The 14,060-nt window shown below is 60.3% G+C and carries 15 protein-coding genes; 3 read left to right on the top strand and 12 right to left on the bottom strand.

Annotation, left to right across the window (positions count from 1 at the left end; all coding sequences use genetic code 11):
- Nucleotides 1-48: 48 nt before the first annotated feature.
- The 5 genes from recG to exbB all read right to left on the bottom strand — a co-directional run bounded on the left by recG (nt 49) and on the right by exbB (nt 5,300).
- Nucleotides 49-2,124, bottom strand: a complete 2,076-nt coding sequence (recG, locus tag OKW98_RS01430; protein ID WP_265387674.1) for an ATP-dependent DNA helicase RecG — start codon at nt 2,122-2,124, stop codon at nt 49-51.
- Nucleotides 2,125-2,132: 8 nt separating this feature from the next.
- On the bottom strand, nt 2,133-3,062 hold the full coding sequence (locus OKW98_RS01425) for a hydrogen peroxide-inducible genes activator (RefSeq protein ID WP_065988216.1): 930 nt from the start codon (nt 3,060-3,062) through the stop codon (nt 2,133-2,135).
- Between the two features lie 91 nt (nt 3,063-3,153).
- Complete coding sequence (locus OKW98_RS01420; RefSeq protein ID WP_265387673.1) at nt 3,154-3,897, bottom strand: energy transducer TonB; 744 nt, start codon at nt 3,895-3,897, stop codon at nt 3,154-3,156.
- Nucleotides 3,894-4,319, bottom strand: coding sequence for a TonB system transport protein ExbD (gene exbD, locus OKW98_RS01415; protein ID WP_133773871.1), 426 nt, complete (start codon nt 4,317-4,319; stop codon nt 3,894-3,896). The genes OKW98_RS01420 and exbD overlap by 4 nt, the downstream gene beginning before the upstream one ends.
- Nucleotides 4,320-4,322: 3 nt before the next feature.
- Nucleotides 4,323-5,300 carry a tonB-system energizer ExbB gene (exbB, locus tag OKW98_RS01410; protein WP_265387672.1) on the bottom strand — a complete coding sequence of 326 codons (978 nt, stop codon included), beginning with the start codon at nt 5,298-5,300 and terminating at the stop codon, nt 4,323-4,325.
- 211 nt (nt 5,301-5,511) lie between these two features.
- On the opposite strand from exbB, the gene OKW98_RS01405 reads away from it, so the two are divergent.
- Nucleotides 5,512-6,372 (top strand): SDR family oxidoreductase, encoded by an 861-nt coding sequence (locus tag OKW98_RS01405; RefSeq protein WP_265387671.1) that lies wholly within the window; start codon nt 5,512-5,514, stop codon nt 6,370-6,372.
- 123 nt (nt 6,373-6,495) lie between these two features.
- On the opposite strand, the gene OKW98_RS01400 is transcribed toward OKW98_RS01405, so the two are convergent.
- From OKW98_RS01400 to OKW98_RS01375, 6 genes are all read right to left on the bottom strand, one after another.
- The gene (locus OKW98_RS01400; protein WP_265387670.1) at nt 6,496-7,233 is read right to left on the bottom strand and encodes a hypothetical protein; all 738 of its coding nucleotides are present in this window, start codon (nt 7,231-7,233) and stop codon (nt 6,496-6,498) included.
- A gap of 57 nt (nt 7,234-7,290) precedes the next feature.
- On the bottom strand, nt 7,291-7,671 hold the full coding sequence (locus tag OKW98_RS01395) for a RidA family protein (RefSeq protein ID WP_065988223.1): 381 nt from the start codon (nt 7,669-7,671) through the stop codon (nt 7,291-7,293).
- 24 nt (nt 7,672-7,695) lie between these two features.
- Complete coding sequence (spoT, locus tag OKW98_RS01390; protein WP_265387669.1) at nt 7,696-9,804, bottom strand: bifunctional GTP diphosphokinase/guanosine-3',5'-bis pyrophosphate 3'-pyrophosphohydrolase; 2,109 nt, start codon at nt 9,802-9,804, stop codon at nt 7,696-7,698.
- A gap of 60 nt (nt 9,805-9,864) precedes the next feature.
- On the bottom strand, nt 9,865-10,128 hold the full coding sequence (gene rpoZ / locus OKW98_RS01385) for a DNA-directed RNA polymerase subunit omega (RefSeq protein WP_265387668.1): 264 nt from the start codon (nt 10,126-10,128) through the stop codon (nt 9,865-9,867).
- Nucleotides 10,129-10,257: 129 nt separating this feature from the next.
- The gene (gene gmk, locus OKW98_RS01380; RefSeq protein ID WP_265389622.1) at nt 10,258-10,878 is read right to left on the bottom strand and encodes a guanylate kinase; all 621 of its coding nucleotides are present in this window, start codon (nt 10,876-10,878) and stop codon (nt 10,258-10,260) included.
- 13 nt (nt 10,879-10,891) lie between these two features.
- Entirely contained in the window at nt 10,892-11,755 is an 864-nt protein-coding gene (locus tag OKW98_RS01375) for a YicC/YloC family endoribonuclease (RefSeq protein ID WP_265387667.1), read from the bottom strand.
- Nucleotides 11,756-12,044: 289 nt separating this feature from the next.
- Between OKW98_RS01375 and rph the strand changes: the two genes are divergently transcribed.
- Nucleotides 12,045-12,767, top strand: a complete 723-nt coding sequence (rph, locus tag OKW98_RS01370) for a ribonuclease PH (protein ID WP_265387666.1) — start codon at nt 12,045-12,047, stop codon at nt 12,765-12,767.
- Between the two features lie 48 nt (nt 12,768-12,815).
- The gene (locus OKW98_RS01365; protein ID WP_265387665.1) at nt 12,816-13,184 is read left to right on the top strand and encodes a DUF4870 domain-containing protein; all 369 of its coding nucleotides are present in this window, start codon (nt 12,816-12,818) and stop codon (nt 13,182-13,184) included.
- Nucleotides 13,185-13,267: 83 nt separating this feature from the next.
- Here the strand turns inward: OKW98_RS01365 and OKW98_RS01360 are convergent, their stop codons facing one another.
- Nucleotides 13,268-14,047 (bottom strand): exodeoxyribonuclease III, encoded by a 780-nt coding sequence (locus OKW98_RS01360; protein ID WP_065988229.1) that lies wholly within the window; start codon nt 14,045-14,047, stop codon nt 13,268-13,270.
- Nucleotides 14,048-14,060: the final 13 nt, after the last annotated feature.

Raw genomic sequence — 14,060 nt, 5'->3', positions numbered from 1 at the left:
AGCTTAGTTGTTATAGAGGTGAGGCACCCTGTTATTGCGTTGACTGCTTCACACTTGGCCGTATTGCTGACCATGACGCAGCCAGCGTTCCAGCAGCGGACTGACATGTTGCGGCCAGCGCTCAAGCAGCGCCTGCGCGGCGTCCCTGACTGCCGGCAGTAAATCTGCATCGCGCATCAGGTCTGCGACCTTGAACTGCAGCAGCCCTGTCTGACGCGTGCCGAGCATCTCGCCCGGCCCACGCAGCTCCAGATCTTTTTCGGCAATGACGAAGCCGTCGTTGGTTTCACGCATGATGCCCAGACGCTGACGTCCGATCTGCGAAAGTGGCGGGTGATACAGCAACACGCAATGGCTGGCGGCGCTGCCCCGGCCGACCCGACCGCGTAATTGATGAAGCTGCGCCAGGCCCAGACGTTCCGGGTTTTCGATGATCATCAGGCTGGCATTCGGGACGTCCACGCCAACCTCGATCACCGTCGTCGCGATCAGCAGATTCAGATTGCCCTGCTTGAACTCGGCCATGACGGCGGCTTTTTCGGCGGGCTTCATGCGCCCGTGAATCAAGCCGACCTTGAGCTCGCCCAGCGCGCTGGTCAGTTCCTCGAAGGTGGTTTCAGCGGCCTGACACGTCAGCTCTTCAGACTCCTCGATCAGCGTGCACACCCAATACGCCTGCCGACCTTCCGCGCACGCGTTGCGCACGCGCTCGACGACTTCGATCCGTCGGCTGTCGACCACCAGAACGGTATTCACCGGCGTACGCCCGGGTGGCAGTTCGTCGAGGATCGACGTGTCGAGGTCAGCGTAGGCGCTCATCGCCAGGGTGCGCGGGATGGGAGTGGCGGTCATGATCAACTGATGCGGACACATCAAGCCGCCGACGCCTTTCTTGCGCAGGGCCAGACGCTGCTGAACGCCGAAACGGTGCTGTTCGTCGATGATGACCAGCGCGAGGTTCTTGAACTGCACCTCGTCCTGGAACAATGCGTGGGTGCCGACGACCATGGGGGTGCCACCGGCGATCTGCGCCAGTGACGCCACCCGCGCCTTGCCTTTGAGTTTGCCCGCGAGCCAGGCCGTCTCGATGCCGAGAGGCTCCAGCCAGCGGGTGAAATTGATGAAATGCTGTTCGGCAAGAATCTCTGTGGGTGCCATCAGTGCTACCTGGTAGCCCGCCTCCAGAGCCTGCAACGCCGCGAGGGCTGCGACGACTGTTTTGCCAGCGCCCACATCGCCCTGAATCAGCCGCAGCATCGGCTCGTGCTGACTGAGGTCGTAGGCGATCTCGTTGCCCACACGCTGCTGCGCACCTGTGGGCGGGAATCCAAGGTTGGCGAGGAATTTCTTCGGCAGGCGTTTCGCCGGTGGCAGCGCAGGTGCGCGTTGCGAGCGCAGGCTTTCACGCAGGCGTTGCTGGGACAGCTGGTGCGTCAGCAGCTCTTCAAACGCCAGTCGGTGCTGAGCCCAGTGATGGCCCAGCGCGAGCTCTTCAACGTCGGCATCGGCAGGCGGGTTATGCAGGTAATGAATGGCGTCAGCCAGGGGCGCGAGTTGATAGTCGCTCGCCAGTTCATCCGGCAGCCAGTCAGGCAGGCTTTTGGGGCCGAGCATCGACAGGCTCTGCTGACACAATTGGCGCAGGCGCTGCTGGGTGAGGCCTTCAGTCGTAGGGTAGATTGGCGTCAGCGTCTGCTCGACCGCGACCGGTTCATCGCCGGTGATCGCGCGGTATTCCGGGTGGTAGATCTCAAGCCCCGAAGCGCCGGGCCTGGCTTCGCCGTAACAGCGCACGTGAGTACCGCGCTTGAGGCCGTCCTTCTGCGCGTTGCTGAAGTGGTAAAAGCGCAGGCTCAACACGCCGGTGCCGTCGCCAATCCTGACCAGCAAGCTGCGGCGCTTGCCCATGACCACGTCGGCGCCGCTGACCACACCTTCGATCACCGCGTCCTGTCCTGGGCGCAATTCGCCGATGGGCACAACGCGAGTGCGATCCTGATAACGCAACGGCAGGTGAAACAGCACGTCCTGAATGTTCTCAAGACCGACTTTCGCCAGCTTTTCAGCCATTGCCTCACCGACGCCTTTTAGCGCCGTGACCGAGACATGAGACAGCTCCGTCATACCGTCCCTTAACTCGCTTCAGCCTGAGCTTTAGGGCGAGCAACGGAACACAGACGAATCGAGTCAGCGAGGATCTCGATGGCTTTCGGGCGCGGGAAACTGGCACGCCAGGCGATTGCCACAGTGCGGAACGGCACCGGCGGCGACAGCGGACGGACTTCGATCACGCCCGGCGCGTAGTGATGGCTGTCGACGGCGGACATCGGCAGGATGGAAATCCCCAGCCCCGAAGCGACCATGTGCCGAATGGTTTCCAGCGAGCTGGACTCTACGGTGGTGTGCTTCGCAGCGTCGCCGCCCTTGACCAGCGTTGGACAGGCTTCGAGCACCTGATCGCGGAAGCAGTGACCTTCGCCCAGTAGCAGCAGGCTCTTGTCGTTCAGCGCCGAGGCATCGATGGTCTTTTTCTGGGTCCAGGGATGATCGGCCGGCATCAGCACGTAGAACGGCTCGTCGTACAGCGACAGCGTCAGGACATCGGCTTCGTTGAACGGCAAGGCGATGATGATCGCGTCGAGCTCGCCATTGCGCAGCTTGTCGCGCAGCACGTGGGTGAAGTTTTCCTCGATGTACAACGGCATCTGCGGGGCGACCCGGTGCAGTTGGGGAATCAGGTGAGGAAACAGGTAAGGGCCAACGGTGTAGATCGCGCCGACTTTAAGCGGCGCGGTCAGTTGATTTTTGCCAGTCTGGGCCAGTTCACGAATGCCCTGAGCCTGTTCAAGGACCTTCTGCGCCTGAGCCACGATGCCCTCGCCAACCGGGGTCAGACGTACGGCACTCTTGCTGCGCTCGAAAATCAGCACACCGAGTTCATCTTCCAGCTTTTTGACGCCCACCGACAAAGTCGGCTGACTGACGTGACAGCGTTCAGCGGCGTGGCCGAAATGCTGCTCTTGAGCGAGGGTAACGATGTAGCGCAATTCTGTGAGGGTCATAACGTGGGTCCATGAAGTTGCGGCCCCAGCATAGCGGGTGCAATCGATAGACGCACGTTATCAACCCGTCGCGGCGGACAAAATTCTGGTTTCAGCGTTTATCCAGGGAATAAACGAAGGGAGCGACCACTTCCAGCGACCCGTTCTTCAGTAATTCCGGCGGCGGCTTGGGCAATGGCTGCGCGCGGCGGATCATTTCCAGCGTCGCTCGATCCAGTGAAGCGCTTCCTGAACCTCCGGCCAGTTCATAGGACAACACACGACCTTCGCCATCGACCACGAAGCGCAGACGACTGGTGCCCTGCATGCCCCGACGTCGGGCGTCTTCCGGGTAGCGCTTGAACTTGCTCAGGTGACTCAACAATTCGCCCTGCCAAGTGGGTAATGCATTGCTTGGCGGCGTGGGCGGAGCAGGTTGCGGCGACGCTGATTTCTCTGGCTTGGCGTTGGACGGCGGGGCGTCCAGCGGCTTGTCATCGGCTGGTTTTTCTTCTTTCGGCGGCTCGACCTTCTTCACAGGTTTTGGCGGCTGTGGTTTGGGCTTGGGCTTGACCGGCTTGGGTACAGCGATTTCGGCCTTGGGGGCTTCGGCGACTGGCGGAATCGGCAGTTGTTCTTCCGGCGCAGGCGGCTGCGGCGGTTGCACAACTTTCGGTGGCGGCGGCGGGGCGGGCTCGGGAACAGGCGCGAGCTCAACCATCATCGCTGCCGGCGGCAGCTCGATGGCCTGCGAGGAAGGCCAGCGCAATGCGACGACGATCGCAACGGCATGGACCGCCAGCACCACCAACAGACTACCGCTATAGCGCGTCAGCTTTTGGCGCGTATTGATCATTTCTTGCCGACCGTCTCAAGACCCACCAGGCCCACCTTAAGGTAGCCGGCGCCGCGCAAGGCGTTCATGACGTCCATCAGGTCGCCGTAGTCGACGCCCTTGTCGGCCTGGAAAAAAATCGTGGTGTCTTTCTTGCCTTTGGTTTTGGCATCCAGCACCTGACCAATTTGCTCACGCGCCACTTTTTCATCGCCCAGGTACAGGCTCTGGTCGGCTTTCACACTCAGGAAAATCGGCTTCTCGGGTCGAGGCACCGGTTTGGCAGTAGAGGCGGGCAGATCAACCTTGATGTCCACGGTTGCCAGCGGTGCGGCAACCATGAAGATGATCAGCAGTACCAACATGACGTCGATGAACGGCGTCACGTTGATTTCGTGGTTCTCGGCGAGCTCGTCGTCGCCTTCCTTCAAATGCAGGCCCATGGTTTACCCCATCTTTACCATGTGCGGCGGTTGGCTGCGCTCGGCCGCAGGCTGGTGATCCAGATCGCGGCTGACCAGCAACAGAACCTGCGCCGAAGCGTCGGACACCTGCGCCTTGTAACCGGCAATGGAGCGGGCGAAGACGTTGTAGATGACCACGGCTGGAATCGCTGCAACCAGGCCCAGCGCGGTGGCCAGCAAGGCTTCGGCGATGCCCGGCGCCACAACGGCCAGGTTGGTGGTCTGGGTTTTGGCAATGCCGATGAAGCTGTTCATGATCCCCCAGACGGTGCCGAACAGGCCAACGAAGGGCGCAGTCGAACCGATGGTGGCCAACACGCCGGTGCCCATGCTCATGTTGCGGCCGCAAGCGGCGACCAGGCGTTCAAGGCGGAAAGCGACGCGCTCCTTGATGCCTTCTCGCTCGCGGGTGTTGACCGACAGGCGCATCTCTTCCAGTGCGTCGTGCACCAGCAAATGGGAAAGGGTGCCTTCTTTTTTCGCCCCTGCGCTGGCTTCGTCCAGATTGCGTGCGCGTTTCAGCGCAGCGATTTCGCTTCGCAGACGACGCTTGGCGCCCAGCAGTTCGAAGCCCTTGGCGATCCAGATGGTCCAGGTGATGACCGATGCAATGGCCAGACCGATCATCACGACTTTGACGATGATGTCCGCGTTCTTGTACATGCCCCATGGCGAGAGATCATGGGACATGCCCAGGCTGTTATCTTCCGCCGCGGCGTCGAGCGACTCAGCCGGAGCAGATGCCGGGGTCAGTTCTTGAACGCTTGGCGCTGTAGCAGGGTCAACCGGTGTAGCGGCTGGCGCCTGGGCTTGTACGGCAGGTTTTTGTGCGGGAGCGTTGGAGTCGGCGAGCGCTACGGGCGTCAACATCAGGCTGAACAGCAGCGCGGCAATGGCGCGTCCTGCGCGTGGCAGACCTCGATTGGCAATTGACGAAGCGGGGGTTTGAATAGATGTCATGCTGGCCCGACCTGATATGAAAATAGGTGTTCGTTCTGAGAGCGTCACGCTGGCGCGAGGCGAGCGGAGGAGAACAAAGGGCCGTCATTATTGCAAGTAATTCTTGTTAACAAAAGTAAGAGCGTCTCTTTTTCTTGAGAATGCTTCCCAATGGTCGGTTTCATAGCCCGTTTTACGGGTTGAAATTCAACGAGTGATGTGGAGATTGGACATGTCAGCGCCATCCGTTTTGATTGCTGGATGTGGCGATATCGGGAGCCGACTGGCCTCCCAACTGTTGCCTGATGACTGGACGGTGTACGGCCTGCGCCGGTCCATAGAGAAATTGCCCGCAGGCGTGCTCGGCGTCAGCGGCGACTTGTTCGACGCCCGCATTCCCGCGCACTGGCCGGAAGGCCGGCTTGATTACCTGGTCTATTGCGCCACACCCACTGACCGGGATGAGGCGGGTTACCGCGCGGCTTATGTAGAAGGCCTCCGGCACGTACTGGGCTGGAGCGAGCGCAGCGGACAGAGACCGAAGCGGATATTTTTCGTGTCCAGCAGCAGCGTTTATGGCCAGCTGCAAGGTGAGTGGGTCGATGAAACGTCGCCCGCCGAAGCCACCGGGTACTCTGGCCAGGTCATGCGCGAGGCAGAGCAAGTGGCGTTGGACAGCGGAGTGCCTGCGACAATCGTCAGACTGACGGGCATTTATGGGCCGGGACGCAGTGACTTGATGAATCGGGTCCGCCAGGGCTACAGCGTTGCGATCGATCCGCCGCTGTATGGCAACCGCATTCATGCTGATGATGCGGCCGGGCTGCTGGCATTTTTACTGCGGGCGGCCTCGGACGAGGTGGCGCTGGAAGACTGCTATATCGGCGTCGACGATGCACCCGCGCCGCTGGCCGAAGTGGTCGACTGGATACGTCAGCGCCTGGGCGTCACAGAGTGGTCGGATGAAAATAGCGTCCGCCGCGTCGGGAGCAAGCGCTGCCGCAACGCCCGCGCCAAGGCGCTGGGCTGGACGCCGCATTATGCGACTTATAAGGAAGGTTATGAGGCGATGCTGGCAGCCCAGCCGGAGTAGAGCGGATCACATAACCCCTGTAGGAGCGCGCTTGCCCGCGAATGGATTTTTCTGGCTATACCGTGCCAGATGACCCACCGCAATCGCGGGCAAGCGCGCTCCTACATTTTCGGGCGTGGCGACTTAGTTCTTCTCAAGCACCCAATGCCGCTCACCCGGGCGCAGGTCAGGCATTTCGGTTGCCTGGGCGTTGTTGACTGCCTGGAACAGCTCAAGCTGCTTGCCGTTGCGAACGAAGATCCATGGGTTGCCGCGCTCTTTCTTCTCCAGCCACATGCTGTCGTACTCACCGCTCATGGCCGCGCAGTCGCCAGCGAGGCACAGCGCATAGCGATCATTGCCCGGCAGGCCACTAACGCTGCCGTCTGGCATGAATTCAACCGTGCTGCCCTGCCCGTCGCCATTGACGATGGTCCACTTGCCGCCGAGGTAGGCGGTGTAAAGAGCACGCTCGAAGCTGGTGCCGGGTTGCGCGCCGGCCGGAGGTGCTTCCTTGGGCGTGCGGAAGTGCTGCTCGGGCCCGGTGTCGCTGGCGCCCTGCACCAGCTCATCGCCCTTGATGGTCAACTCATCAGACGCATTCCCATAGAAGTCGACGCGCAGCTTGCCATCGGCATTGCTGGCGATCTTGCCTTCACTCAGCTCGAAGCCGTTGGAAGCAGTGGCTTGTCCGGCCTTGGTATTGATGTTCCATTCCAGATTCGGGCCGTGAGCCAGCAGCGCCTGACGCAGGTTGCCGCCTTGGGCTGCCGCATCGATGGCGGCCTGGTTGATCCAGGTGCCGTCCGGGCTTTTGTCGGAGTGGCTGGCGCAGCCGCTGAGCAGTGCGACCAGCAGCGAGAGGGCAAACGCAACGCGCATGGGCGGGGTCCTTCCTTTTGTGAGGAGGCGAAGCTTGCTTGAGCTCCGCACCGGGATTTACTCGATGACCAGAATGGCGTCCATCTCGACCTGCGCGCCTCGCGGCAGCGCAGCAACGCCAATGGCGGCGCGCGCCGGGTAGGGCTGCTCGAAATACTTGCCCATGATCTCGTTGACCTTGGCGAAGTGGCTCAGATCGGTCAGGAAGATATTCAGTTTGACGATGTCCTTGAACGAACCGCCTGCGGCTTCAGCCACAGCTTTCAGGTTTTCGAAGACCTGAACGGTCTGTGCTTCAAAGCCTTCGACCAGCTCCATGGTCTTGGGGTCCAGCGGAATCTGGCCCGACATGTAGACGGTGTTGCCCGCCTTGATTGCCTGAGAGTAGGTGCCGATGGCGGCAGGGGCTTTGTCGCTGGAGATGACGGTCTTACTCATGAAAAACTCCTGTTTGCGGTTTGACTACGCGCGCATACGGGTGATGCGGATCACGCCGGCCAGGGCGCGCAGTTTCTTGATCACACGGGCTAGGTGCACGCGGTCGTGTACGCTGACCACCAGTTGGACCACGCTGATGCGACCATCGCGTTCATCCATACTGATTTTTTCGATGTTGCCGTCTGCGGCATTGACGCTGCTGGCGAGCAGAGCGATCAGGCCGCGCTGGTGTTCCAGTTCGACGCGCAGTTCGACATTGAATTCGCCGGTGACGTCTTTGGCCCACGACAGCTGAATGCACTTCTCGGGGTTGTGGCGGATTTCCGCGATGTTCCGACAGTTGTCCAGGTGCACGACCATGCCTTTGCCCGCAGACAAATGCCCGACGATCGGATCGCCCGGAATCGGCGTGCAGCACTTGGCATAACTGAGCACCAGGCCTTCGGTACCGCGAATGGCCAGAGGACCTTCTGCGTTCGGCAGTTGATCGCCCTCACTGGCCAGCAACCGGCGAGCGACCACATAAGCCATGCGGTTACCCAAGCCGATGTCTTCGAGCAGGTCTTCGATGACTTCCACTCGGTACTCGGCAAGTATCAGGCGCACGCGGTCGGCCGGAATCTTGTCCAGCGTGCTGTCGAAACCGTTCAGCACTTTGTTCAACAGGCGTTCGCCGAGATTGATCGACTCCGACCGGCGCTGCAGTTTGAGCGCATGACGGATGTGGGTGCGAGCCTTGCCGGTGACGACAAAATTGAGCCACGCCGGATTCGGGCGTGCCCCCGGCGCACTAACGATCTCGACGGTCGAGCCGCTTTGCAGCGGTTCGGAAAGCGGGGCCAGCCGGCGATTGATCCGGCAGGCGATGCAGCTGTTGCCGACATCGGTGTGCACGGCATATGCGAAGTCCACCGCCGTGGAGCCTTTTGGCAGCTCCATGATCCGACCCTTCGGCGTGAACACGTAGACCTCGTCCGGGAACAGGTCGATCTTCACGCTCTCGATGAATTCCAGCGAGTTGCCCGCACGCTGCTGCATTTCCAGCACGCCCTTGACCCACTGACGGGCCCGCGCATGGGTGCTCTTCGGCTGTTCATCGCCAGAGGACTTGTACAGCCAGTGCGCCGCGATGCCGTTGTTGGCCATCTCTTCCATTTCGCGGGTACGAATCTGGATCTCGATGGGCACGCCGTGCATTCCGAACAGGGTGGTGTGCAGCGACTGATAGCCGTTGGCTTTCGGGATCGCGATGTAATCCTTGAAGCGGCCGGGCAGCGGCTTGTACAAATTATGTACAGCGCCGAGCACGCGATAGCAGGTGTCGACCTTGTCGACGATGATCCTGAACGCGTAGACGTCCATGATCTCGTTGAAGGCTCGGCGTTTGCCGCGCATCTTTTTGTAGATGCCATACAAATGCTTTTGACGTCCGCTGACTTCGCCTTCGATGCCATCAACGGCAAGGCAGTGGCTCAGCGACTCTTCGATCTTGTTGACCAGTTCCTTGCGGTTGCCGCGCGCGCGCTTGACCGCCTGGCCAATGCGCGCTGAGCGCATCGGGTACATCGCCTTGAAACCCAGGTCTTCGAATTCGATGCGCACGCTGTGCATGCCAAGACGATTGGCGATAGGGGCGTAGATTTCGAGGGTTTCTTTGGCGATGCGGCGGCGCTTCTCTCCGGAAAGGACTTCCAGCGTGCGCATGTTATGCAGGCGGTCGGCGAGCTTGACCAGAATCACGCGGATGTCCCGCGCCATGGCCATCGCCATCTTCTGGAAGTTCTCGGCCTGAGCTTCGGCTTTGGTCTCGAAGTTCATCTGGGTCAGTTTGCTGACCCCGTCGACCAGTTCAGCAACCGTTTCGCCAAACTGTGCGCAGAGCGCTTCTTTGGCGATGCCGGTGTCTTCGATCACGTCATGCAGCATGGCGGCCATCAGGCTCTGATGGTCCATGTGCATGTCGGCAAGAATATTGGCCACCGCCAGCGGGTGCGTGACGTAGGCTTCGCCGCTGCGACGGCGTTGGCCGTCGTGGGCTTGTTCGGCATAGAAATACGCCCGGCGGACCAGATTGACCTGGTCTGCGCCGAGGTAGGTCGACAGGCGATCGGCGAGGGCGTCTATGCTCGGCAAGATAAAACTCCTTGTCGAAGACTGTGACCCTGCGCCTTGCTACGTCGACCAGGCATAGGCTTAGACGGCCTCGCTGGACTCGTCCTCGAATGCGGCGAACAGGGGTTCATCTTCAACGATTTCGGCTTCTGCGATAACAGCGTAACTCATCAGGCCTGCAGCGATTTCACGCAGGGCCACTACGGTAGGCTTGTCGTTTTCCCATGCCAGCTTCGGCTCTTTGCCACCGGTCGCCAGTTGACGCGAGCGCTTGGTGGCGAGCATGACCAGCTCAAAACGGTTATCTACATGTTCCAGGCAGTCTTCAACGGTCACGCGGGCCATGGGTATTCCTCGTAGCAAATGCGGTATGCGCGGTGCCCGAATGGGCGAGCGGACTCGACAGTCTAAAAAATCACCAGCGTTTAGGGAAGCGCTGATTTCATTAGCCCGGTTTTGCCGGGCAAAAACGGGTCAGGCCAGCAGTTGAGCCAGCAGCTCGGTGTGACGCTGCTGTTGATGCTCCTGGCTCAGCAAGTTGGCGCGGAAGATCGCTTTCAGGTCTTCGAGCGCCGTGGCGAAATCGTCGTTGATCACAATGTAATCGTATTCGGCGTAGTGACTCATCTCGCTGACGGCTTCGCGCATGCGGCCTTCAATGATCTCGTCGCTGTCCTGACCCCGATTGGTCAGGCGCTGGCGGAGCGCTTGCTGCGTCGGCGGCAGAATGAAGATCGAGCGCGCGCGGGGCATCAGTTTGCGAACCTGCTCGGCGCCTTGCCAGTCGATCTCCAGAATCAGGTCATGACCCTCGTCCAGCGTCTGCTGCAAACGGCTCTGTGAAGTCCCGTACATATTGCCGAAGACTTCAGCCTGCTCGAGAAAATCGCCATGCTCGATCATGCGCACGAACTCGGCGCGATCGACGAAGTGGTAGTTCACGCCGTCCACCTCGCCCGGACGCATGGCCCGGGTGGTGTGGGACACCGACACGCGGATCTGCGGCTGAGCGGTGATCAGGGCGTTGACCAGGCTGGTCTTGCCCGCGCCCGAGGGGGCGGAAATTATGTACAGGGTGCCGGTGCTGTGGGTCATGTCGGAGGTGGCCTTACTCAATGTTCTGCACTTGTTCGCGCATTTGCTCGATCAACACTTTGAGGTTGACGGCAGCTTGCGTGCTTCGAGGATCAAAGGCTTTGGAGCCCAGTGTGTTGGCTTCCCGGTTGAGCTCTTGCATCAGAAAGTCCAGCCGGCGCCCGGCTTGTCCGCCCGCCTTGAGTACGCGGCGAACCTCAGTGACGTGAGTGCTCAGGCGGTCGAGTTCTTCAGCTACATCGCTTTTTTGCGCCAGCAGGACCATTTCCTGTTCCAGGCGCTGTGGATCGAGCTCTGCCTTCATGTCGGCAAAACGATCGAGCACCTTCTGGCGCTGGGCGGCTAGCATCTGCGGCACGAGGGTACGCAAGGTCGCGACTTCAGTCTTGATCGCGGTGAGCCGTTCGTCGAGAAGCCTGGCCAGATCAGCGCCTTCACGGGCACGACCGGCTTTGAGTTCTTCGAGGGCTTCGTTGAACAGCGCTAGTGCGTCATTGTTCAGCGCTTGAGGATCGGCAGCGTCAGCAACCAGAACACCGGGCCAGGCCAGCACTTCAAGGGGGTTCAGCGCAGCAGGTTGCTTGATCAGGCTGGCGACGATTTCTGCTGCTGCCACCAATTGCCCGGCGCGTTCGCGGTTGACTTGCAGCGGCTTGCCTGCGGTTTCTTCAGTGAAACGCAGCGTGCACTCGATTTTGCCCCGGGAGAGGCCCTGACGGAGGGCTTCACGTACGGCTCCCTCCAGGTCACGAAATGATTCCGGCAGACGCAAGTGGGGTTCGAGGTAGCGGTGATTGACCGAGCGCATTTCCCAGCTCAGCGTGCCTTGTGGGCCGGCTCGTTCAGCGCGGGCAAAAGCCGTCATGCTGTGCACCATGGAAAGTACCTCTATAAATTCAGGCGTTTGCGGATAGCCGATCCGGGATGAATCCCTGGCAGAGTGTCGTGGAGAAACGACTGGCTATAAAGGCGCAGGATTGTAGCTCAGTGCAGGGTGTGCGCCCAAATGTGGCATTGTCGCAAGCGATACGCGGCGTTGTGATCGTGCGGTCAGGCGTGCAAATCTGCAGCGCCCGTCGTGAGCAATGTGTCATTAGATGTCCCAAGCCGTGCCTGCACCTCTATAATGCAGGCCAGTTTTCCGTCTCCCAGTACAGGTATCCCAGATGAAACGTCCAAGTGGTCGCGCTGCCGATCAGCTTCGCCCGATCCGCATCATCCGCAACTACACCAAGCACGCCGAGGGTTCTGTGCTGGTCGAGTTCGGAGATACCAAGGTGATCTGCACCGTCAGCGTTGAAAACGGCGTTCCGCGTTTTCTCAAGGGCCAGGGTCAAGGCTGGTTGACGGCTGAATACGGCATGCTGCCTCGTGCAACCGGCGAGCGTAACCAGCGCGAAGCCAGCCGTGGCAAGCAGGGCGGCCGTACCCTCGAGATCCAGCGCCTGATCGGCCGCTCGCTGCGCGCGGCACTGGACATGTCCAAGCTCGGGGAAATCACCTTGTACGTCGACTGCGACGTGATCCAGGCGGACGGCGGGACGCGCACTGCGTCGATCACCGGCTCCATGGTTGCGCTGATCGATGCTTTGAAGTCCATCAAAAAGCGTGGCGGCCTCAAGGGCGGCGATCCGCTGAAGCAGATGATCGCGGCCGTATCGGTGGGCATGTATCAGGGCGAGCCGGTCCTCGACCTGGATTACCTTGAAGACTCCGCTGCCGAGACCGACCTCAACGTGGTCATGACCAACGCGGGCGGTTTCATCGAAGTACAGGGGACTGCCGAAGGCGCGCCATTCCAGCCTGAAGACCTGAACGCGATGCTGGCACTGGCTCAAAAAGGCATGAACGAAATCTTCGAACTGCAGCAGGCGGCACTGGCCGACTGATCGGTTTCTACATACGTCAGAGCACTGCATCAAAACAGGGAAAGCATGATGATCGAGAGTCAGTCGCCGTTGCCAACGCCGAGTAAAGAAGTCCGCCAGTGGGCAATGCTGTGCCACTTCGCGGCGTTTTTCGGCCTGATCTTTCCGTTCGGCAATTTGCTCGGGCCGCTGATCGTCTGGCAGCTCAAGAAAGAAGTCGACCCGTACATCGATGCTCAAGGCAAGGAAGCCCTGAATTTTCAGATCACCGTCACCATTGCCGCGATGATCTGTTTTTTGCTGATGGTGGTGATCATCGGCTTTCCGCTGCTGATGCTGGTGGGCGTCGGCGCGCTGGTCCTGACGATCATCGCGGGCGTTAAGGTGAATGACGGCGTCGCCTACCGCTATCCGTTCACCTGGCGGTTGATCAAGTAAGTGCTTCCGCAGATCGGGCGATTGCCTGATCTGCGGACAAACAAAAGCCGACTTCACGTCGGCTTTTTTTGAGCAACTGAACGTCAGATGGTGAGCGTCCAGTCGTAGTCCACGATCAGTGGCGCGTGTTGCGAGAAGCGCGGCTGGCGTGGAAGACGGGCACTGCGTACGAAACGGCGCAGGCCCGGGGTCAGCAGTTGATAATCGAAGCGCCAGCCCAGATTTAGCATCTCGGCCTGTTCGTTGTCCGGCCACCAGCTGTACTGATCGCCTTCACGGCTGACTTCGCGCAGGGCATCGACATAGCCCATGTTGCCAACGATCTCGTCCATCCATGCACGCTCTGGTGCCAGGAAGCCCGGAGATTGCTGGCTGTCGCGCCAGTTTTTGATGTCCAGCTTCTGCTGCGCCACGTACAGCGAGCCACAGTAAATGTACTCGCGGCGTTTGCGTCGCTGCTTGTCGAGGTACTTGCCGAAATCGTCCATGAGCTTGAATTTCTGATTCAAGTCTTCATCGCCGTTCATCCCGGAAGGGAGTAGCAAGGTCGCGATACTGACTTTGTCGAAATCTGCCTGCAGGTAACGCCCGTAACGGTCAGCCGTCTCGAAACCAAGACCGTTGATGACCGCCTTCGGTTGCAGCCGCGAGTAAAGCGCCACGCCACCCTGGGCAGGCACTTCGGCTTCGCAGGCATATAGGAAGTAGCCGTCCAGTTGGAAGGCTGGGTCGTCCAGTTCAAAGGCGGAGGCGCGGGTGTCCTGAAGGCAGATGACGTCGGCATTCTGAGCTTGCAGCCAACTGAGCAAACCACGCTCGACTGCAGCCTGAATACCATTAACGTTCACACTGATGATCCGCATAAATGGCCCCAAA

The sequence above is a fragment of the Pseudomonas sp. KU26590 genome (genome assembly GCF_026153515.1).
Lineage (GTDB): Bacteria > Pseudomonadota > Gammaproteobacteria > Pseudomonadales > Pseudomonadaceae > Aquipseudomonas.
The sequence above is the reverse complement of the archived record's forward strand: the minus strand, read 5'-3'. Positions and strand labels throughout refer to the sequence as shown.

Coding starts and splice junctions, on each gene's coding strand:
- recG (WP_265387674.1), bottom strand. CDS start 2,124: ATGACGGAGCTGTCTCATGTCTCGGTCACGGCGCTAAAAGGCGTCGGT.
- OKW98_RS01425 (WP_065988216.1), bottom strand. CDS start 3,062: ATGACCCTCACAGAATTGCGCTACATCGTTACCCTCGCTCAAGAGCAG.
- OKW98_RS01420 (WP_265387673.1), bottom strand. CDS start 3,897: ATGATCAATACGCGCCAAAAGCTGACGCGCTATAGCGGTAGTCTGTTG.
- exbD (WP_133773871.1), bottom strand. CDS start 4,319: ATGGGCCTGCATTTGAAGGAAGGCGACGACGAGCTCGCCGAGAACCAC.
- exbB (WP_265387672.1), bottom strand. CDS start 5,300: ATGACATCTATTCAAACCCCCGCTTCGTCAATTGCCAATCGAGGTCTG.
- OKW98_RS01405 (WP_265387671.1), top strand. CDS start 5,512: ATGTCAGCGCCATCCGTTTTGATTGCTGGATGTGGCGATATCGGGAGC.
- OKW98_RS01400 (WP_265387670.1), bottom strand. CDS start 7,233: ATGCGCGTTGCGTTTGCCCTCTCGCTGCTGGTCGCACTGCTCAGCGGC.
- OKW98_RS01395 (WP_065988223.1), bottom strand. CDS start 7,671: ATGAGTAAGACCGTCATCTCCAGCGACAAAGCCCCTGCCGCCATCGGC.
- rpoZ (WP_265387668.1), bottom strand. CDS start 10,128: ATGGCCCGCGTGACCGTTGAAGACTGCCTGGAACATGTAGATAACCGT.
- gmk (WP_265389622.1), bottom strand. CDS start 10,878: ATGACCCACAGCACCGGCACCCTGTACATAATTTCCGCCCCCTCGGGC.
- OKW98_RS01375 (WP_265387667.1), bottom strand. CDS start 11,755: ATGGTGCACAGCATGACGGCTTTTGCCCGCGCTGAACGAGCCGGCCCA.
- rph (WP_265387666.1), top strand. CDS start 12,045: ATGAAACGTCCAAGTGGTCGCGCTGCCGATCAGCTTCGCCCGATCCGC.
- OKW98_RS01365 (WP_265387665.1), top strand. CDS start 12,816: ATGATCGAGAGTCAGTCGCCGTTGCCAACGCCGAGTAAAGAAGTCCGC.
- OKW98_RS01360 (WP_065988229.1), bottom strand. CDS start 14,047: ATGCGGATCATCAGTGTGAACGTTAATGGTATTCAGGCTGCAGTCGAG.